The following is a 20,211-nucleotide window of genomic DNA, read 5'->3' as shown; positions in this document are numbered from 1 at the left end:
TAGTTCTAGGCATAATAAAGTCCCCTCAAAGTTAACAGATGAATTATACTTTTTCATCTGTCAACCTTAAGGGGACTATAGCACTCAGGGTTGGCGGGTGTCCTTTTGGGTCTAAAGCGTGAAGTTATGGAGAATAGCCTCCCGTTGGGCCGGGGTCTTCTTTTCCACCTGAGCGAAGTTGTGCCATTTGAAATGCCAGAGACGGGTCTTGAGGAAGGTTCCCCGGAAGAGGAGTTTGGCCAGTGGGGCACCGAAGATTAGACGGTAAATCCAATTGGGCGTGCTCATGGTGGTGATGATGTCAATCCGGGGTTGCTTAGTCAGCTTTGTTTGCATAGTATCGGCCTGGTAGAGTTGACCCTTGGCGTAAACTTTGTCGAGAAAGCCCTTGGTCATGGCGGGCATGACTTCCCACCAAACGGGGAACATGAAGATAATACGGTCTGCCGTTAACAACCGCCGCTGGTAGTCGGCCACCATGGGATCTGTGCTCTGACCTCGCCGCCAGTTTGAAAGATCGTCGGCGGACATGACGGGGTTAAAGCCATCAGCGTGAAGGTCGATGAGATCGACGTCGTGATTTGCCTGGCGCTGTTGTGCCATGACAGTCTTGAGCAAAGCAGCCAAGAAGGATCGGTGGTGTGGGACGTTATCACCGGCGGTGGCAGTGTATGGATGATCAAAGATAATAACTGTTTTCATTTTTAAGCCCTCGTTTTTTAATTGATAAGTTGAGTATAGTCGCGGGGGAATGGGGCGGCATTAACAAATGTTAATTGCTCGTCAGAGGAGGGGAAAAGATGGCATTGTCGGCTTATTTAGCACAGAAGTTTCCGGAAATTGCGGCACATTGGGACAAACTGGGTCCGCTCTTTGTGGCGAAGACCGTGCCGGCAGAGAGCACGCTACTGGCAGAGGGGGAAGTTGCAACCGACCTCTTCTTCGTGATGAAAGGTGCTCTGCGCCTGTGGCACAATAGTGAAGGACGCGACGTGACCTTACAATTCTTCTTTGAAAATCAGATTGTCTCGTCGTTTGAAAGCTTTTATCTCGACCAACCCAGTGCTTTTTCAATCGAGAGTTTCGAGGAGACACAGGTGTTGATGTTGCGTAAGGCTGACTTCAATCGGTTGCGACACACTTATCCGTCGATTGAACCCGCCATCACACGGTTTATTTGTGAACGATTCATTGCCTATCGCAACATCTTTTTCACCCAGCTTCAGGATTCACCGGAGGATCGGTATCGCCAGTTGGTAGTCGACGATCCCGAGATTCTCGAACGGGTGCCGTTACGATTGGTTGCCTCTTACCTGGGCATTACGCCGGTGTCGCTGAGTCGGATTCGGACACGACTAGGGGAGAACTAGGTGTCAAATCCCGAGTTTTCGATTGGAAGCCGCCGGTATCAGTTTAAAGACCTATTGGCTGCCAAGCAATTTGGGACGCTAAAGTATGTCAACGAAGAGAGTAACTAGCTTGAAGTGACATAACCTGTTTTTTTAGTCGCGGATCCCTACAAACCGCGACTTTTTAATTTCAAAAAATAATTTGGAAATTTCCTTGCCTTGAAGTGTAGATGAAGGTCTAAACTCCTAATCATTCATTTAAAGACGAGGAGAAAATACACAAATGACGAAGAATAAGCGTTTTGACTGGATTTTGCTGGTCATTCTCATGAGTTACTTTATGATTTTACTGGACAATTCGATTATCTTTACCGGGACGGTGAAGATTGCCCAAGACTTGAACCTTAATCAAACCACGTTGTCCTGGGTCAGCAGTGCTTACTCACTGACATTTGGGGGATTCCTGTTACTGGGTGGTCGGGCCGGGGACCTGTTTGGTCGGCGGCGTGTCTTCCAGATTGGGTTGGTGATTTTTGGCTTGGGGTCGCTGTTGGTGGGCCTCGCGGTCAATGCCCCGATGATCATTGCCTCACGGGCCTTTCAAGGGATTGGTTCGGCTATCTTAGCCCCAACGACGCTGGCCATTCTCATGGATACCTATGAGGGTGCTGAAAGAACTAAAGCCATCGCTTACTATGGGGCCATGGCTGGTATCGGAGCCAGTGTCAGCCTAGTGATCGGCGGCATTTTCGCTAGTCTATTAACTTGGCGGGTTGGATTCTTTATTAATGTCCCAATTAGTATCTGGATGTTTTATCTAGCAGTTAAATATTTACGGGCTGACAATGCCCAATCTGGAAAATTAGACTGGATCGGCACGCTGACGTCGCTGGTTGGTATGAGTGCGCTGGTTTACAGCATTATTGGGAATTGGGCTAAACTACCAGCCTTGATCTTAGCTGTGGTGTTCTTGGTTAGCTTCGTCTACCAGGAATATCGGACCGGACAACCGATTATGCCGCTACGGATTTTTGTCGATCGTGAACGTATTGGGGCTTACGTGGGTCGGTTTCTTTATCTGGGAGCAATGATGGGCTTTTGGTTCATCACACCACAGTTGATGCAGAATCAACTCGGTTTTAGCGCCCTAATGGCTGGTGTGGCCTTCTTCCCCTTAACTATCGTGAACTTCATCGTGGCCCTACAGGTTGCCCGCTTAACAGTAAAATGGGGCAATGGTGGCCTGTTGGTGATTGGGATCGCTCTGACGGCAGTTGGCATGTTTTGGATGAGTTTCTTTACGCCGGTTGTTGGCTATTGGTGGGGAATTGCCGCGCCGATGGTCATCGTCGGCATCGGGCAAGGATTCTCACTGAGTCCCTTCACGGCGGCCGGAGTGGCACATACCCAGGGTACCGATGCCGGGGCGGCCTCCGGAGTTGTCAACGTGATGCATCAGATTGGCGGCTCTGTCGGATTATCAATTCTGGTCACGGTTCAAAGTCTTTTTAGTGGTCAGGTAACCGGGTTTCAACACGCTATTCTGATGGGAGCGGGGCTCTTATTATTGGCCTTAATCGCCGCAATTTTCCTGATTGTTCCAGGAGAGCATCAAAAATAATCGTTATTTTAAAAAATGGGTCTTGCCTTGAAGTAAGTGCAAGGGTCTACACTGTGTGTATCAATTAAATTAATTGGAGGAAGTTAATCATGACAAACGTTTTAATTATTGGCGCAACGGGTTCTGTTGGCAGCGTCACTCGCCAGTATTTCTTAGAAAACACGGCTGATCACCTCACCTTAATGGCTCGGAACGTCAGTCGATTAGGCCGTTTGAATGCCGATCGGGAACAAGCTATCACGGGGAGTGTGACCGATGCCACAGTCTTAAAAGGTGCCTTAGCGGGGCAGGATGTCGTCTTCGCAGCACTGAGTGGCAATCTGGGTGGTATGGCACAGAGTCTAGTTTCTGGCATGGATGAAGTTGGCGTCAAGCGTTTACTGTTCATCGCATCGATGGGAATTTATAACGAAATTCCAGCTAGTTTGGGTGCGAGTGGCAACTTACAAAGCAATCCAATGCTGCGGGGTTACCGAGTTGCCGCGGATGTGATTGAAGCCTCTGACCTGAACTATACGGTCATCCGTCCTGGCTGGTTTGACAGTGGCAACGATACCGATTACGAAGTGACTAAGAAGGGGGAGCCCTTCGGCGGCCATGACGTTTCTCGCAAGAGTATTGCGGATTTAGTGGTTCGGTTGGCTCATGATGAGACCTTGGGTTCCCGTGATAGTTTGGGAATTAACCGAAAGTAAGGAAGTCGATTAAATATCGGGCCTATAATATGGCCATGGCAGCCGATGGTGTTGTGGCCTTGGCTCGCTTGCTTGCCCCAGATTTTATGTTGACCCACATGACCGGAGATGTTCAACCTCGAAGCGAATGGCTAGGCGAATTGTAACAGGGGACGATGTATTACTTCTCATCGATGGAAGATCATGTGGCGGTGACGTCCGGGGCCGGTGGTTGGCACATTATTGGTCAGAACCGCGTCGTAGGTAGCATTCATGGAAGTGACCGGCACGAGTGGTCCTTGACTACCGACATGACAGTTCAACGTATCAATGGTGATTTGAAGATTATGGAGGCCGTAGTGACGACTTACTAGATTCACAACTATAAAAATGTCCAGTTGGATTTCACAGGCAACTGGACATTTTTAGTGTCGTAAATGCGGGAAGCAAGCAGTCCGTCAAGAGACCAATGCTGGTAGAGTAGGATGTTTCATGTGAAACAAAAGTGGCATTCCCAGAAATTTTAGGAACGCCACTTTGTTTATTTTGAGGAAGGGGCGACCAGTAGGCCACTCCCGATGGTTACCACCATCAGGACAATCAAGGCCATTAAAACAACCGACCAGTTGCCAAAGATATCGTGGACTTCACCAAAGATAAAGGGGCCAACAGCGGCTAGCAAATACCCTAAGGATTGGGCAATAGCCGAACGATTGGCGATGGTTGCCACGTCTTGACTACTGGTGGCAATGAGTGTCAACGCTAGAGTAAAGATGAGGGCACTGGTGAAACCTAGGAGGATGGCGGCAAGCCACCAGCCAATTCCGGACCACGCGAGACAGAGGACCCCAGCGAGGTAGCCGACGAGTAAGCCGGCTAACAGCTGTCGAAGGTTAGTGAACATATTGAGGAAGAGGGCAGCCGGAATGCCAACTAATTGGAAGACCGCAAGCAGGGTTCCAGCGGTGGTATCAGAGGCACCTAACGCTTGGAAAATCGTTGGCAGCCAGGTCGTTAGGCTGTAGAAGATTAAAGATTGAAGCCCCATGAACACGGTTAATTTCCAAGCCTGAGGATCGTGACGTAGGGTGGTCGTGAGGCTGAGAGGTGGGGTAGTGGTAGCTTGCTGATGGAAGCTGTGGCGAGGCAACCGACTAGCGATAACCAACGTCAACACAGCAGGAAGGGCAAAGCCCATGAGGACGGCGCGCCACCCCCATAGTCCCGCCAGTGGCATTGCACCAGCCGTTCCCATCGCAGCGACGACGTTCATTGTTACGGCGTAGTAACTGGTTAGACGGGTAACGTGAGTTGTTGTGACTTGAGCGATCATGGTGGGAACCAACACGTTGAGTAGAGCAATGGCGAGGCCAATCAGCAGCGTCCCTAACAGCATTGTGGCGGTGGTTAGCGGTCGAATAAGGTTGGCGATGATTAAAATACCGGTCGTCATCAGAATTAACGGTAGAATGCCTAGATGCTGAATCAGTTTTGGCGCCGCGATAGCCCCTAGTGAGAAGCATAGTAAGGGAATGGTCACCAGCAGGGCAGTGTAGGCGCTAGCAACGTGCAACGCTTGTTGGATCGCTGAAAAGAGTGGCGTGATGGCTGTTATTGCTAGGCGAAGGTTCATGGCGGTAACGAGAATTAAAATGATTTTAGAGTTTTTGAACATAAAAATAGAACACTCCTTAGGCTATTCCAGCCTAGTAGAAGTGTTCTGACTAGTAACATGACGGGTGATAAAACCCGCTTTCGGAAGTTTGATTGCCATTACTATAGCAGATTTATCGAGAAAAGAAAAGCCCAACTTCTTACTGAAGTTGGGCTCGCGTGGTGAAATCTAGATAAATTGAATCAATGACATCAGAATCGGTACCACGATGATGAATAACACGGTACTGGTTGTCACGATGTTCGTGGCATATTCCACGTCACCGTGAGCTTCATTAGCCAGGATTGGCAAGACCGCAAGCATTGGCGTTGCGGATTGCACAATTAAGGTTTGAGAAGCCATCGTTGGGAAGCTGGCACCGAAGTGACCGGCAGCCAACAGAACCGCGACCATCAAGATGGGTGACATAACGAACCGACCCAAGAGGGCCACGATCGTGTCACGATCAAAGTGAATACTCTTCAGCCCAGCGTCCGCCAAGACAATCCCGATGTAGATCAGAGAAAGCGGGGTTACCAGGTTTCCAACGTAAGTCAACGTCGAGTTAACGAAGCTGATCTTTAAGATTGGAATGTTGAGGAGCAAGAAGATTAAGGCCACTAAGAAACCAACCAGTGGCATTGGGATAACTTTTTTCCAGTCGATCTTGTTGTGATGCTTTTCCTTAGGCAGTGTTGGATCGTCGTTGGAGATCAGGAAGACCCCGAAAGCCCACGTTGAAACGGTGTTGACAATGTAGTAGACCAGGAAGTAAGTCATACTCTTATCCCCGAACAACGCGATGTTCAAGGGTAATCCAATAAAGATGGTGTTGGCATTGACGATAGCGTTGACGAAGATTCCTTTACGACCAGGCTTTACATGCATGATGCGAACGAGGCCAAATGCGATGATATAGCCGATGATAACGGCGATAAAAGCGTAGACCAGGTAGCCAGAGAAGGAGACCAGTTGGCCCCGAGTTAGCCGACTCAGCACCGAAACGAAGATTGATGCTGGCAGTGCGATGTTCTTGATGAATTTAGAGATGGTACCGCCGAACTTGTCGTCGAACCAACCTTGCCGCCGCAGAATATAACCAAGAATCATGATTAAAACAACGACGAGGACACTTTGAATTGAGTTCCATAAAACAGCCACGAGAGACGTCCTTCTTTCAAGTAATTTTAGATGAATTCACGTGCCGGTAGTCAGCGAAGGGGCGCCAGCTAACGAGCACGTGAAGGATTACTATTCAGTTTTAGATGAACCTAATGCTAGAGACGAGGCGTCCTAGTCGATGCTCTTGTATTCTGGCACCCACTTCATGTCAGCAACGGCTTGCTTGGCATTAGCGATAGGTTCCTTGTTCAGCTTCTGGTCGAGGACGCTTTGGGCCACGATTTCAGCTAATTTTTGTGAGAAACTGGTTAGCTGGGAAACGGGTGGTAAGACAGCGGCACCGGCTTGCGTGGTGTCCACGATTCCACCGAGGGCGTGGCAGGCAGCAGAGAGCGTTTCACCATTTAAGACCTTGGCCGTTGACGCAATTAGTCCGAAGCCTAAACCAGGGTACATCAGGGCGTTGTTTCCTTGACCAATGTGGTAAGTAACCCCCTTGTAGTCAACGTCGTCGGCTGGAATTCCAGTCGCAATGAGGGCCTTACCGTCGGTCCACTTGATCAGGTCGGCAGCAGTTGCCTCTGCCAACTTGGTTGGGTTAGACAGTGGGAAGATGATTGGGCGTTCCGTATGAGCAGCCATGTCGGTCACAATTTCTTTCGTAAAGGTACCGGGCTGAGTAGAAGTTCCGATCATAACCGTTGGGTGCACTGTCTTCACGACGGCAGCCAGGTTAGTCAGCTCATCGGCGTTGTCGAATTCGCTACGTTGACGCGTGAATTCCTTTTGGGCAGCCGTTAAGTCAGGGGTGTCGTCAAAGAGTAACCCTTGCTTGTCGACAGCGTAGAAGTGCTTTCGAGCTTCTTCATCAGACAGGCCGGCGCGCTTCAACTCGTCGAGAATTTGGTTGGCAATTCCCATGCCGGCAGTCCCAGCCCCGAAGGTTAAGAACTTTTGGTCTTTGATGTCTTCCTTAGAGATGTTCAGGGCACCCAGGATACCTGCTAAAACAACCATCCCAGTTCCTTGGATATCATCGTTGAAAGTGGCAAATTGGTCCTTGTACTTATCTAAGATAACTTGTGCGTTGGAGCGGCCAAAATCTTCCCAGTGCAGGAGTGATTCAGGGAACAACTTCTGTTCTGCGGTAACGAAGCGGTCGATAACATCGTAGTAAGCATCACCGTAGACCCGCTTGTGGTGGTTACCTAAGTACAGTGGGTCATCCAATAAGGTTTGATTGTTGGTTCCAGCATCGATACTTACGGGTAAGACTTGTGCAGGGTCAATACCGGCTGCGGCAGTGTAAACCATCAGTTTACCAACGGCGATATCTACGCCGTTGACCCCCCAGTCACCCATGCCGAGGATTCCTTCGGCATCAGTGACGACAACTAAGCGGATGTCGCGGCCATCAGCGGCGTTCTTCAGGGATGCTTCAATGTTGTCGGGGTCATCGATAGAGATGAAGGCGGCGTTTTGAGGATCGGTGAAGAGGTGGCTGTATTGTTCGATCGAATCTGCAACCGTTGGATCGTAGACGATTGGCATTAATTCAACCACGTGATCATCCATTAAACGGAAGAACAGGGTCCGATTTTCATTGAACAGATTCGTCAAGAAGAGCCGTTTTTCTAAGTCATTGGCCTTACTTTGGAATTGGGCGTAGGCTTGTGTGGCTTGTTCGTCTAAGGTTTGGACGTGGCTTGGAAGCGTCCCGACGATGCCTAAGGCCTTGCGTTCGGCTTGAGTGAAAGCAGTTCCCTTATTTAAGAAGGGGTTATTTAAAATTGAGGCTGTGTTTGTCATAAATTGTTTCCTCCAATCACGAATTAAGTTTACGAGTCATACTATAAAGCGCTCACGAAAGTATAGTCAAATGTGGCAGCCATCATAAGAATAATTTATAATGGCCTTATAAATGTTGATATAGAAAGGAAAAATCGTGAACACAAAGGACTTGGCATATTTCGATGAATTAATTAAACAAAAAAACTTTTCTAAAGTGGCCGCTTCATTTGGCGTGACACAACCGACGATTACGATGGCGGTGAAGCGTCTGGAAACGGAATTCAACACTAAACTCTTTTTACGTGACCGGGCCCATCATGAATTGATTGTGACGGACAGTGGCCAACAACTGGCAACGCATGCGCAGGCCATCTTGGGTGAGTTAGATATTGCCCATCAAGAGCTGGATCACTTGACCCAACAACGGATAGTGCTGGGGTTACCACCAATTATTGAAAATCACTACTTCCCACGGGTGGCGGCGCGGCTACAGGAATTGGGAATGCTTGAGCGTATTCAGACGTTAGAGGGAGGGTCCGTGTGGCTCCGAAACGCGTTGCGAGATGGTCAGGCGGATATCGCTTTGTTGGGGTCAGCCGAACCCTTGTCCTATCAGACACTGTTGGCCGAGGAGTTTGATCGCAAGCCTTTTAACATCTTCGTGTCTGCTCAGCATCCACTGGCCAACCGCAAGCGCGTCTACTTTAGTGAGTTAAAACGTGAAAAATTTGTGCTCTTTACCAGTAGTTTCGTGCACAATACCGCCTTTAACAAACTTACTCGCCGGAATCATTTTCGACCCGACGTGGTCTTTCGGGCTGCCGATACCCACGTCATCATGAACTTAGTTGCGGAAAACGTCGGGGTGACCTTTCTGACGGATATCGTGGACCAGCATCGGAATGACGTCGTGCGACTAGAATTGTTGGATGATGAGCAGCCCGCGTTTATTACGAGCATTGTTACCCGGACGTCCCATGTTTTAACGCCGACGCAACAACAAGTGCTGAAGGTTCTACGTGAGACGTTGGAAGAATAATGGAAGATCCGAAATTCTAAAAAAAGGCGAAATAAAACCGCGCGATCACCAATGCTAGTGATCGCGCGGTTTCTTGTCGTTAATGTTTAGTTGTCCAGAGATGGTGCTTGTTTGCGAAGGTGAAGAGCTCGGCCACGGCCTGACGATTGCGAGCCGTGTCACTCAGGGCTAAGGTGAGATTTGCTTCATCTAAGAAATAGCGAAAGTCCCGGATTCCCAGCGTCTGCTGCGCCGTCTGGTAGGCTCGGCCCGAGATGATACCGAGCACGTGATCCTGGAGTGTCAGGTGTGCGAGCTGTTGGTCACCGGTCAATAGTCGAAGATTAGTCAGTGTCAGGGTGACGCGGTCGGGACGTCTCGACCGGACGTTAGTGCCAGTTAATGTGATGGTAGACGTTGGCATGTGGGCCTCCTTGGATGTTTCACATGAAACATGTTGTCTTTATAGTAGAATTAATAACCCAATCCCGATAAAGAGGAGAGGGGATAGCCAGGCCCCGAAGCGCGCGAAGAAGCGACTGGCAATGGTTGACTTGGCCAGTTGGTGACTCAGCAAAAGCCATAGTCCCACCATAATCAGGAAAACAAAGCACACGCTGATAAATTGCGGCGTGGTGAGGTGAGTGAAGTAAGGAATGTAGATGCTGAGATTGTCGCCACCATTACTGACAGTGAGGGCCCAAACAAGGGGCCAACGAATGGATTTCGTGAGCTGTGAGGGGAGGCCAGTGGCATCGCGATGTTGCCACCAGGTCTTTAGACCCCAAATCCCGAGAAATAAGGGGATGAGGCCAAACCATCGGGCCCAATGAACCACGTTAAAGTGAATGATTCCTCGGCTGATAATCCAGGCGACCGCAATGAGAGTCATGATACCCAGATATTGACCGGCTACGACGGCATGTTTCTGCCGGGGATTTTTGGCTGTCAACCAAAGCAGGAGTAAGACGATGAGGTCATCGGTGTCGGTAACGAAGAAGACGCCAATGCTGGTGAGGAGAAACGTTAGAGACATTAGAGACATGGCTACACAGTCCTTCTGTTTTGAATACCTTCTATCATACACCAGTTATCAGACTGATTTTATACAAAAATGGAATAAAAAAACCGAGGCCCAAAGGTCTCGGTTTTGTATGATTAGATTTAGTCGGCAGGTGCGGGCTGGTTCTTGAAGACTAACTTTTTGGAAACAAAGAAGTTCAGAACTAACGCAATGATGTGGCCGATGACCTTCACGATGGTCTTGTTACCACTGAGAACGGAAACACCGAACCATAGCAAGACTGTTTCGATTAAGAAGGTAATAACACGCGTCATGTAGAATGTGCCCATTTCCTTTATCGGTTTGTCGGATTTGTGCATGAAGACGAATTGTCGGTCTAACCAAAAGGAGACCTGAACACTAATCAGCCAGTCAATGAAGTTGGCGATTTGATATTCGATGCCCATAGTGTGGTAGAACAGGTAGAACAAAACGATGTTAACGACTACTGAGACGGCCCCGAATAAGAGATACCGGGAGACTTGTCCCTGAACTTTTTGTTCAACCTTTTGGAGCTCGGCTGCGTGTTCGTTCTCTGTTTCGGTCAGTTCGGCTTCATACTCCGCTTCCGTCGTTGGGTAATGGTCGTGGCGTAAAGGGGTTTGATCATTCATAACTTTAGGAACCTTTCTGTAACGTTTTTTCGCCGGGTGAAACCGTGTAAGAAAACGTTAGCGGCTCACCGAAGTTATGAAAACGCGTAATTGTCGTACCACAGCTAATTATACCGTAATTTACGGCCACTGCAATGCAACGCCCCTTTAATTTTGCGGGTTATTTCGTAACGGAAGCCGTCCGATAGTCGGCACTCCCGTTAAATTGATTATAGACGACACCCTTTAGTTTAGGGTTGACCAAGACACCAGTACGCCCTTCGTAGAGTGGGGTGACTGCTTGATCCTTAAGTGCGATGTGCGCAGCTTTAACCAGGTCAGCGTATCGAGCCGTTGGCTTGAGGGCGTCGGCACCTTCAGCGGCATCCAAGGCACTATCGTAGGCTTTACTACTGTAGTGACCCATGTTGGAATTGTTCGTCGACTCTAGAATTTGTAGAGACTGAATCGGATCGGCGTAGTCCATGCTCCAGCTAGTTAAATTGATCTGGAAGTTCCCCTTGGAAACGTTGCTGAGCATCGAGGTAAATGGCATGGATTGTACGGTAACCTTTAATCCCAACTTAGTCGACAGGGCGCTCTGGATGAATTCAGAAAGCTTCTTGCTGGCGTCATCGTCGCCACAGGTGATAGTGACCGTCAGATTCTTCTTACCTAGTTGCTTTAAGGCTTGTTGGTAAAGGGCTTTAGCCTTGGTTGGTTGATAACTCACAGTACTGGTTTCCGCGGCGTCTTGGGTGAAGTCGGCACCAGTCTTAGGGTTCTTGAGCATGCTCTTAATGCCAAAGGTCTTGGCAGGAAGCGAGCCGTTCTTTAAGACTTGGTTCGCCAACTGTTTCCGATTAATGGCCAGTGAAATTGCGGTTCGGAGATCGCGGTTAGCAGCAACCTTGTCTTTTTCATTGTACTGCATGAATCCAATTCGACCTTGTGAGAGGGACTTCAAATTAGGGTTGTTCTTGTTCTGAGTGGTTTGTTCACCATCCAGAGTGACGGCGTCCAGTCGTTTGGATTGGTAAAGGTTGTAGGCCGTCGCCGTTGATTTAATGACCTTGTAGTTGAGTTGTTGAAGTTTAACTGCCTTGGCGTTAGCGTAACGGACGTTCTTCTTTAAAGTCCAAGTGTCGCTAGTTCCAGTCCAGTTAGTCAGGACGAATGGCCCATTGTAAAGGGTGGTTTTAGCGGACGACCCGTACTTTTTGCCATACTTGTTCACAGCTTTTTCATTCAAGGGATAGTAGGTGGTGCTGGCCAGCATTTGTTTGAAATAAGCGGCTGGTTGGCTGAGGGTGATTGCCAGGCGATACTTGCCCACGGCCTTGACCCCGAGTGTTGATGGGGATTTCTTGCCGGCGGCGATGGCCGTGGCATTCTTAATGTTGGCGAATTGGTAGGTGAACTCCGACTTGGATTGCGGGTTCAGGGTTCGTTCCCATGAGTAGACAAAGTCCTGAGCCGTTACGGGGTCACCATTGCTCCATTTGCCATCGTGACGCAGGTCAATCGTGTAGCGATGGCCGTGATCAGAAATCTTGGTCTTGGTTGCTAGGGCATTCTCTGCTTGGCTCTTGGCATTCAAACGGTAAAGACCTTCACCAACTTGACTCAAAGCGGTACTGGAGACGCTATCGGTAATTTTGGCGACATCGAGGCTGGTGATTGGCGCCGTTTGCGACAGGTTCAAGGTTTGTTGGGTTGCCGACTTGGTCGTCTTAGAGTGTGCCGTAACGGCGAAGATGCCGCCGCCAACTAGGATGATACCGCAAAGTAGTAAGACTTGTTTCTTGGTTAATAGACTCATTATAAATTCCTCCAAAAGTTAGTTTAGTTTGGTTTAGAAAAAATAATGAGCTTTGCCATCGTATCAACATAAGTGAATCCCCCTCGGTTAAATTTGGATACAAAAAACCGCCCTCAACAGCCAATGTGTTAAGGACGGTTTTAACCGCGGTGCCACCTTAATTAGACGGATCCCGAAAAGAGACCGCGCCCCTCTCCACAGGAAACTAACATTTCCCTGACAACTGACGTATGTCGCACGTCTTCCCGTACTTCTAATGGTTCGGGGAAGCCCTCGGTGGTCCATTTAACTATCTGCGTTCGGCCGTACTCTCAGCAACGACGGCTCTCTTGACGTGCACGATAATCTTGATCTCCACTTCAATGGTTTGTTTCGGACGATTTATTGAATTGAGGCTAGTGTACCCCTGAGAAAAAAATGTGTCAACTAGAAATTATAAATTTGTTGGTGACCGTGCCTTCAATCTGATACGAGTCGTGATAAATGAAGCTTCAATCTTTCTGGGAGAGGACACAGCGTGTGGTGGGGCCTGACAGTTTTGTGTGAATGCAAGCCACATCTGAACATAATAATTAATTATTTTTAATTATTAATATTTAATAACTGATTGATAACTGCTATCCAGTAGCTGGAACAAGGTGTCTTGATCCGTGTCCTGCTCCAGAATGATTGAGATCCAGTGTTCCTTGTTCATGTGGTAACCCGGCAGGTAACCAGGTTTGCTGCGTAAGATGCTCCCAAGTTCGGGATCGACCTTGACGTCGAGGATGTCAACCACGTCAGTTCCTGCTAGTCCCAATTTGTTTAGGGGAACATTCATGACTAGCCCAAACCATTTGCCCTGGCGATTCTTGAGAGCCGCATATTTAGGGTAAGACTTGAAGGGATATTCCGGGGTGACACCGTAGTTATCTTCTGTATAAGCAAAAATTTCGTCGCGCGTAACCATCTCAAAACCTCCTCATGCGTTTAACTGACTCCAGTTTACCGCGCAGGCAGGGAGAGGGCAACGAAGCGAGAGTAGCGAGAGTCAAGAAAAAAACTGGCGGCCAGGTGGTCGTCAGCTTTTTCTAGATTACTTCTTAGGCTTAGGGGTAACATCGGCGAGACCACTCTTTAGGGCGGCGCCGATGGCGGGAATCTGACCCAGGTCGGCCACATGGTCACTTGGGACGACGACAACGTTAGCTGGTGAATTAGCGAGGTCGCTGAAGGCTGAGATCGATTGGTTTTCGAAGAATTCTTTGGTTGCTGAGCTCAGACTAGAATTCACCGTGTCGATCCGATATTTTTCGGCGTCGGCACGAGTTCGCGTAGCCGTAGCTTGGGCCGTGGCAGTGGCCATCAGGGCGTCGTTTTTAGCCTTGGTGGTCAGCTCGATGGATTTGGCTTCCCCCTCGGCTTTAGCGATGGCAGCGATTCGTTCTCGATCGGCCGTCAGTTGCTTATCCATGGCGGATTGGATGGCCTTGGATGGGGTCAATTCGTCAATATTAGTCCGGTCAACGTTGATGCCATAGGTATCGGTCAGATCACCAATGGCCGTGGCCAACTCTTGATTGATTTTGGCCGTCGATCCCAGGGCTTGATTCAAGTCCATCCGACCGATGATGTCCCGCAGGTGTCCACGTACCAGTTGGGCCATGGATTCGACGGAGTCGGTGTTTTCGTATTGGTATTTGACGGCGTTAGTGACGTGATAATTCAGTGTCAGGCTGGCCGAAACGTCGGCATTATCCTTGGTAATGACTGAGTAATTTGGCAGCGCTAGTGGTGACATGGCCAGGCTGACCGTTCGAATCCTTTGGATGCCAGGGATGTAAAAGTGAATTCCTGGTAAGACAGTGTGTTTGTACTTCCCCAATGTTTCTACTAAACCCTCGTTATTTTGTCGAACAATTCGAATACCGAACATGTTCATTCCCCCTAGATTTTTTTCAACGTCAGAATATTCCCGTGGCTCTCGATGATTGTATACGTTGCAGTCTTATCTGGTTTCTCTGGTGACTCCAATAGATACCGATAGTAAATTCCGGCGACTAAGACCAGTCCGGATTTAGCGTCTAATTCCTTGCCTGGGATGGCACGACCGATCAATTGCCGCTGTTCCCAGTTCCCCGCTGGAGCGGCCTTAGAGAGCACCTGAACGATGTAGGCGTTGATGCTCCGACCATCGGCGTCCGCGGCATCTGAAACGCGCTTGAATAGGCCTTCATCTAGCCGTAAGAGAAAACGTTTCTGTGATTCTTTTGCCATGATAAGTGCCTCCTGATGATAGCTTAATGATATCACCGTGATATCATTAAGACAAGATTTTAAGTCGCTTTTTCGACATTGTTTTGGAGGCCTTGTGAAAATAACAAAGCTTATAATCCCTTACGATCGACAAGCTGATAGATGTGGGAGATAAAAAGTTGGCAGTAAAAAACGACAGCACTTAGCGGTGGTTAAGGTTACAGCTAAGCGTCAAATTATGGCACCTAAATCTGTTCGTGACGCTTTGCAGGTGGGGTAAACAGGATAAGTGATTAGTGGTGAGACAACATTTAAAACGCTTCTTCTAAAGTTATATAAAGAGCGGGATGCTTTACTGATTTTCCCGTCTTTTTATATGTGTTTAGGAAAGGGGTCCGGTAGACCATTGGCAATCTTTTCTTCTCGGGCGGTTGCAAGTTCCAGACCAACCAGGTCGGTGGCCATCGGCGAGTCATAGAGACGGAGTTTACGGTCGACTTCTTGCAGATTGCGTTCAATCGCGTGCTGTTGTACCAGAACCGCGTTACGGTGGGCCCGCAATAACTGTTGGCGTTGGGGAATCGAGGATGGTCCTTGCATAACTAGGGCCATATACTGACGAATATCACTGATTTTCATTCCGGTATCCTTGAGACAGCTGAGGGTGTGTAAGAGAAGTAAGTCACCATCAGTGAATGCTCGGTACCCGGACCGATCCCGGCTGACAAAGGGGAGCAGGCCCTGTTTATCATAAAAACGGAGCGTGTAAATTGATAAGTGCGTCTTTTCTGCCACCTGTTTGATTGTATAAGTCACAAAAATTCCTTCTTTCCACTTGCCATAGAGTATGGTCTAGGGTTTAGGCTGATCATAATTAAAATGACCGAAATAAGCAAATAAGGAGAGTTAACGATGCAATCATTGGTTTTAGTTACCGGCGGGAATGGCTTCTTAGCCCGTCACATTATTCGTGAGTTACTACGTCAGGGACATGCCGTGCGGGCAACACTCCGGTCCTTGGATCAGGCGGAAACTGTTCGAACAGATTTGAGAATTGCTAGGACACCACATCTCGATCGACTATCCTTTGTGGCCGCCGATCTCACTCAGAATACCGGTTGGGCGACAGCAATGGCCGGGGTAACAACGGTTATGAGCGTTGCTGCACCAGTCTTTGTCAACGATACTAACGTGACAAATCAGGTGGCGACAGCAGCTGAAGTTGGGACGCACCGCATCTTGCAAGCAGCAGAAGCCGCCGGTGTTAAGCGAGTGGTCATGACGGCTAATTTGGGAGCGGTGGGTTTTAGTCGTTTTGCCGATCATATTGTCACCGAAGCGGATTGGACGGACCCCGAACAAGCTGGACTTTCCGCTTATGAACGGAGCAAACTCCTTGCGGAACGTGCGGCTTGGCAGTATACGCAACGCCATCCGGCATCCCCTGAGCTTGTTACGGTTAACGCTGGCGCCATGCTAGGTCCAGCGTTAGGTGGCCACATCACCAGTAGTTTTGGTCTCTTGACACGACTGATTGCGGGCAAGCCCACACCCAATCTCGTCGTCAACGTCGTCGATGTTCGCGATGTGGCGGCTATCCATGTCCGGGCCATGGAAATACCAGAAGCTGCTGGACAGCGTATCCTGGCTGTCGAAGATACGCCAATTTCTATGCAGGAGATTATCACCTTGATTCGACGTCATTATCCGGAAATGGCTGCGACATTACCTCACAGGCTGCTGCCAACCTGGCTGGTAAATGGTCTTGCCCCCTTTAACCGAGCAGTGAAGGAGGCGCAACTGATGATGCGGGTCAGTCATCGGGTCAGCAATCAACGCGCACGGCAATTGTTGAACTGGCAACCAGTTAGCAATAGCCGCCAGGCTGTTTTGGCAGCTTTAGCTAGTCTGCAAGAAGTGAACTAGCGATTGAATAAGTCCATTCAAATGATCACAAAAAACGAGATACCTCACAGGATATCCCGATTTTTGGTGACTAAATTTTTAACGCTTATTTACCAGGAATGTAGCTATCATCAATCACCAGAACGGGTTTGATGGTCTTCCCAGAAACAGAGTCGGCGTTGGCTTCGTTAATTTGACTGAACTTGTAGAACTTTTCAGTCTTGTCAAAGTCGAACATGCCGAGCTTGTAGAATTCGATCAAGCGTGGAATGTCGATTTGAGGAATGGAATCACCCATGTTAACCCCGATGACACTCTTGTCGTTGACACAAAGGTCATTCCAAGTATCGAGGTCAATGTGGTGGTTGGTAACGGCAATAGCAGCCGAAGTCCCACCTTGAGCCAAGGCAGCGATGGAGTTGGAGATGACACTGGCAACCCCGGTCGTGTCGACGGCGTAGTTAACCCCGTAGCCACCAGTTAAGTCTTGAACGGCCTTGACCACGTCATCAACGTTCTTACTGTTGATGACATCGGTCGCGCCAAGTTCCTTCGCTAATTCCAAACGAGAATCGACGATATCGATGGCAATTACTTTTGTACAGCCGGAAATGCGGCCGGCCATCATGGCAGCTAACCCAACGGCACCCGTCCCGAAGACGGCGATCGTGTCACCAGGCTTTGGTTTCAAGGTGTTGAGCACAGTCCCGGAACCAGTAACGTACCCACAGCCCAGTGGCCCAAGTTTTCGTAAGTCGAGGTCTTTATCAACCTTAACGGCGTTTCGTTCACGAACCACGGTCGTGGAGGTGAAGGAACTTTGGTCAAACATGTCGGCAACTTTCTTGCCGTTTTCCGTAAAGTGCGCACTACCGTCGGGACGAACCCCAGAGAGGTTGTTGGCCGCGTAGTTTTCACATTGGGTTGGAATGCCCTTGAGACAACTCTTACAGTTCCCACAGCCGTAGAAACTCAGTACGACATGGTCGCCGGGCTTGAACTGGGTCACTTCAGGACCCACCTTTTCGACGATCCCAGAACCTTCATGGCCTAAGACGATAGGGTAGTCGATAACGGCAACCCCGGTCCGTAAAGCTTCATCGGAGTGGCAAATTCCACTAGCAACCATGTGGACTTGAATATCATCGGGACCCATGTCCGTCAGTTCAACGTCATCACGAATTTCAAAATCAGCATTTTGCTTATCAACAACTGCAGCTTGAATCTTCATAATTGGCACCTCGTTTAGTAGATTTTAGTATTTGCCTGTACAATGATCATTATCACACAAACAGATGAAAAAGCAAGCGCTTTCAAAACGGGTTTCAGAGCCTTGTTTGGCGACAATGCCCGTTATAATAGCGCTTATATCGCGTGAAATTTAATGGGAAAAATTCACAAACTCGATTAAAAATGCGTGGTTTCATAGAAAAAGTTTGGGGATTACACCCAAACTTTTTAAAACAATTTAACCTTGTGCCTTCTCAGGGTGACCTTGCAGGTAGATAACGTGGGTGTTCAGAAATTCTTCGATACCGTGTTTCCCGTCGTCTCCACCAATTCCAGATTCCTTCCAACCAGAGTGAGAACCATTCATGGCTTCAAAATTGAAGCGGTTGATATAGGTTTCCCCGTCTTCCAGCTCGTTGGCAGCACGCATCGCATTGTCGAGGTTCTGGGTGAAGATGGATGAGGTTAACCCGAAGTCGCTGTCGTTGGCCATGTTAATCGCGTCATCTAAGGTCTTAAAGGTCAGGACAGGCAGAACGGGCCCGAAGATTTCATCTTGGACGATCTCGGAGTCCTGGGTCACATTGGTAATCACCGTTGGTTCGTAATAGAATCCATTGGCAATGTTTAAGACGTGGCCACCGGCGACGATCTTCCCACCAGCTTGAACGGCGCGGTCGACCATGCCAGATACCTTATCTAGCGCAGCCTGATTGATCAGTGGTCCCATGCCGACGGACTCATCAGCCATCGGGTCGCCTACTGTAACAGCTGCCATCTTGGTCGCTAACTTCTGGGTGAATTCTTCAGCGACGTCTTCTTGAACGTAAATGCGTTCACAATTGTTGCAGAGCTGACCGTTATTGTCGATTCGTGAGTCAATGATGGCTTGGACGGCTAGGTCGATGTCGGCGTCCTTGCAGACGATGGCTGGTGCTTTCCCACCGAGTTCTAGAGAGACTTTAGCCATGTGGGTCGCGGCTGCGGCCATGACGCGCTTTCCGGAGTTGACAGATCCGGTCAGACTAATGATACCGATCTTCTTGTTCTTGGAGAGCTCGTCCCCGATCACAGCCCCGGGGCCCGTGATGATGTTGACGACCCCTTTAGGGATGCCAACGCGATCACAGATCTTCCCAAATTCTAGTCCTAAGTTAGGGGTATCGGTACTTGGTTTCATCACAATGGTATTTCCAGTTACAAGAGCTGGGCCCATTTTTCTGGCAATGAGGAAGAATGGGAAGTTCCATGGAAGAATTCCGGCGGCAACCCCAATTGGTTGTTTGGCAATCATGATATTTTCATGGGGATTGTCTGATTGAACGATTTCACCCTCGTAGGTTCGGGAGGCACTGGCCATGTAATCAAAATAATCCGCGGAGAAGAGGATTTCGGTGGTTGCCAGCGACTTAATCTTTCCTTGTTCCTCTTGGAGCATAGCGATGAGGTGATCTTGGTCCTTGCGAATTTCAGTGGCACAGTCGTGGAGATATTGTCCCCGAGTTGCGGCTGGTACCTGTTTCCAGGATTTTTGAGCCTCGTAAGCGGCATCGATAGCCTCACGAGTCTCGGCTAAAGTAGCGCTTGGCACCGTTGAGATGGGGTTACCAGTAGCGGGATTGATGACGGTGATAAGATTACCGGAAGCGGAGTCTCTGAACTCACCGTTGATATACATTTGATAGTGTTTTAAAGATAAGGCATTTTGTGACTGTGACATAAGCTAGAAGCCTTCCTTTCCAAAATCGAGAACGAAAACAACTGCCAACAGGATCGATTGTAACCAAAGGTCTGTCAACCGATCGGGTTTAAAGATGGGCGATTATGGTTGTTAATAGATCACCCGTCTATCTGCTTACCCATAACTAGTTATAACGTGAAAAACGGCATATTGCAAAATATATCACAAAGAATTGTTTCTCAGTGATTTGGTGATCAGGACTGTGGCCCGTGAGTTTAAACTTGAGGAGGTTAGGTAGCAAACTTGCTAAACTTAGCGATCTAAGCTGTGATGCGGTTAAAAATAGTGTGGGATGGAAATACAGATTAATATAATTGTGAAACACTTGACGCGTCCAATAAATATCTAGTATGATATTTATTTCACAATAATTTTTTTGTTACAGATCAAAAC

The 20,211-nt window shown here is 48.7% G+C and carries 21 protein-coding genes; 7 read left to right on the top strand and 14 right to left on the bottom strand.

What is annotated here, in order from left to right; all coding sequences use genetic code 11:
* Positions 1-111 precede the first annotated feature (111 nt).
* Positions 112-702: an NAD(P)H-dependent oxidoreductase gene (locus tag EKM71_RS07865; RefSeq protein WP_125574060.1), complete on the bottom strand. Its 591-nt coding sequence runs from the start codon at positions 700-702 to the stop codon at positions 112-114.
* Positions 703-800: 98 nt separating this feature from the next.
* Here EKM71_RS07865 and EKM71_RS07860 point away from each other — a divergent pair, with 98 nt between their 5' ends.
* The 5 genes from EKM71_RS07860 (at position 801) to EKM71_RS07840 (ending at position 4,018) form a co-directional block, all read left to right on the top strand.
* Entirely contained in the window at positions 801-1,370 is a 570-nt protein-coding gene (locus tag EKM71_RS07860) for a Crp/Fnr family transcriptional regulator (protein ID WP_125574059.1), read from the top strand.
* Positions 1,371-1,632: 262 nt separating this feature from the next.
* Positions 1,633-2,970 carry an MFS transporter gene (locus tag EKM71_RS07855; RefSeq protein ID WP_125574058.1) on the top strand — a complete coding sequence of 446 codons (1,338 nt, stop codon included), beginning with the start codon at positions 1,633-1,635 and terminating at the stop codon, positions 2,968-2,970.
* An 89-nt stretch (positions 2,971-3,059) separates the two neighbouring features.
* The gene (locus EKM71_RS07850) at positions 3,060-3,665 is read left to right on the top strand and encodes an NAD(P)H-binding protein (RefSeq protein WP_125574057.1); all 606 of its coding nucleotides are present in this window, start codon (positions 3,060-3,062) and stop codon (positions 3,663-3,665) included.
* An 8-nt stretch (positions 3,666-3,673) separates the two neighbouring features.
* Positions 3,674-3,811 (top strand): nuclear transport factor 2 family protein, encoded by a 138-nt coding sequence (locus EKM71_RS07845; RefSeq protein ID WP_404819424.1) that lies wholly within the window; start codon positions 3,674-3,676, stop codon positions 3,809-3,811.
* A 9-nt stretch (positions 3,812-3,820) separates the two neighbouring features.
* On the top strand, positions 3,821-4,018 hold the full coding sequence (locus EKM71_RS07840; RefSeq protein WP_164504757.1) for a hypothetical protein: 198 nt from the start codon (positions 3,821-3,823) through the stop codon (positions 4,016-4,018).
* 167 nt (positions 4,019-4,185) lie between these two features.
* Here EKM71_RS07840 and EKM71_RS07835 read toward each other — a convergent pair whose 3' ends face one another.
* The 3 genes from EKM71_RS07835 to EKM71_RS07825 all read right to left on the bottom strand — a co-directional run bounded on the left by EKM71_RS07835 (position 4,186) and on the right by EKM71_RS07825 (position 8,229).
* Entirely contained in the window at positions 4,186-5,319 is a 1,134-nt protein-coding gene (locus tag EKM71_RS07835) for an MFS transporter (protein WP_125574054.1), read from the bottom strand.
* A 168-nt stretch (positions 5,320-5,487) separates the two neighbouring features.
* Complete coding sequence (locus tag EKM71_RS07830) at positions 5,488-6,459, bottom strand: AEC family transporter (protein WP_125574053.1); 972 nt, start codon at positions 6,457-6,459, stop codon at positions 5,488-5,490.
* Positions 6,460-6,591: 132 nt separating this feature from the next.
* Complete coding sequence (locus tag EKM71_RS07825) at positions 6,592-8,229, bottom strand: malolactic enzyme (RefSeq protein WP_125574052.1); 1,638 nt, start codon at positions 8,227-8,229, stop codon at positions 6,592-6,594.
* 136 nt (positions 8,230-8,365) lie between these two features.
* Between EKM71_RS07825 and EKM71_RS07820 the strand changes: the two genes are divergently transcribed.
* Complete coding sequence (locus tag EKM71_RS07820; RefSeq protein ID WP_125574051.1) at positions 8,366-9,250, top strand: LysR family transcriptional regulator; 885 nt, start codon at positions 8,366-8,368, stop codon at positions 9,248-9,250.
* Between the two features lie 79 nt (positions 9,251-9,329).
* Here EKM71_RS07820 and EKM71_RS07815 read toward each other — a convergent pair whose 3' ends face one another.
* The 8 genes from EKM71_RS07815 to EKM71_RS07780 form a co-directional block, all read right to left on the bottom strand.
* Positions 9,330-9,653: a hypothetical protein gene (locus tag EKM71_RS07815; protein WP_125574050.1), complete on the bottom strand. Its 324-nt coding sequence runs from the start codon at positions 9,651-9,653 to the stop codon at positions 9,330-9,332.
* Positions 9,654-9,692: 39 nt separating this feature from the next.
* Entirely contained in the window at positions 9,693-10,274 is a 582-nt protein-coding gene (locus tag EKM71_RS07810) for a cadmium resistance transporter (RefSeq protein WP_225418019.1), read from the bottom strand.
* 119 nt (positions 10,275-10,393) lie between these two features.
* Positions 10,394-10,906 (bottom strand): GtrA family protein, encoded by a 513-nt coding sequence (locus tag EKM71_RS07805; protein WP_125574048.1) that lies wholly within the window; start codon positions 10,904-10,906, stop codon positions 10,394-10,396.
* A gap of 160 nt (positions 10,907-11,066) precedes the next feature.
* A complete protein-coding gene (locus EKM71_RS07800; protein ID WP_125574047.1) occupies positions 11,067-12,707 on the bottom strand; it encodes a peptide ABC transporter substrate-binding protein in 1,641 nt (546 codons plus the stop codon).
* A gap of 589 nt (positions 12,708-13,296) precedes the next feature.
* Entirely contained in the window at positions 13,297-13,656 is a 360-nt protein-coding gene (locus EKM71_RS07795; protein WP_125574046.1) for an MmcQ/YjbR family DNA-binding protein, read from the bottom strand.
* Positions 13,657-13,782: 126 nt separating this feature from the next.
* Entirely contained in the window at positions 13,783-14,622 is an 840-nt protein-coding gene (locus tag EKM71_RS07790) for an SPFH domain-containing protein (protein ID WP_125574045.1), read from the bottom strand.
* A gap of 11 nt (positions 14,623-14,633) precedes the next feature.
* The gene (locus EKM71_RS07785) at positions 14,634-14,963 is read right to left on the bottom strand and encodes a toxin-antitoxin system HicB family antitoxin (RefSeq protein ID WP_125574044.1); all 330 of its coding nucleotides are present in this window, start codon (positions 14,961-14,963) and stop codon (positions 14,634-14,636) included.
* Positions 14,964-15,314: 351 nt separating this feature from the next.
* Positions 15,315-15,758 (bottom strand): MerR family transcriptional regulator, encoded by a 444-nt coding sequence (locus EKM71_RS07780; protein ID WP_125574043.1) that lies wholly within the window; start codon positions 15,756-15,758, stop codon positions 15,315-15,317.
* A gap of 96 nt (positions 15,759-15,854) precedes the next feature.
* Here EKM71_RS07780 and EKM71_RS07775 point away from each other — a divergent pair, with 96 nt between their 5' ends.
* On the top strand, positions 15,855-16,868 hold the full coding sequence (locus tag EKM71_RS07775; protein WP_125574042.1) for an NAD-dependent epimerase/dehydratase family protein: 1,014 nt from the start codon (positions 15,855-15,857) through the stop codon (positions 16,866-16,868).
* Between the two features lie 85 nt (positions 16,869-16,953).
* Here EKM71_RS07775 and EKM71_RS07770 read toward each other — a convergent pair whose 3' ends face one another.
* Positions 16,954-18,078 (bottom strand): NAD(P)-dependent alcohol dehydrogenase, encoded by a 1,125-nt coding sequence (locus EKM71_RS07770; protein ID WP_125574041.1) that lies wholly within the window; start codon positions 18,076-18,078, stop codon positions 16,954-16,956.
* A gap of 237 nt (positions 18,079-18,315) precedes the next feature.
* Positions 18,316-19,797 (bottom strand): aldehyde dehydrogenase, encoded by a 1,482-nt coding sequence (gene aldA / locus EKM71_RS07765; protein WP_125574040.1) that lies wholly within the window; start codon positions 19,795-19,797, stop codon positions 18,316-18,318.
* Positions 19,798-20,211: the final 414 nt, after the last annotated feature.

Source organism: Levilactobacillus huananensis, assembly GCF_003946145.1.
Taxonomy (GTDB): domain Bacteria; phylum Bacillota; class Bacilli; order Lactobacillales; family Lactobacillaceae; genus Levilactobacillus; species Levilactobacillus huananensis.
This window is presented reverse-complemented; position numbering and strand designations above follow the sequence as displayed.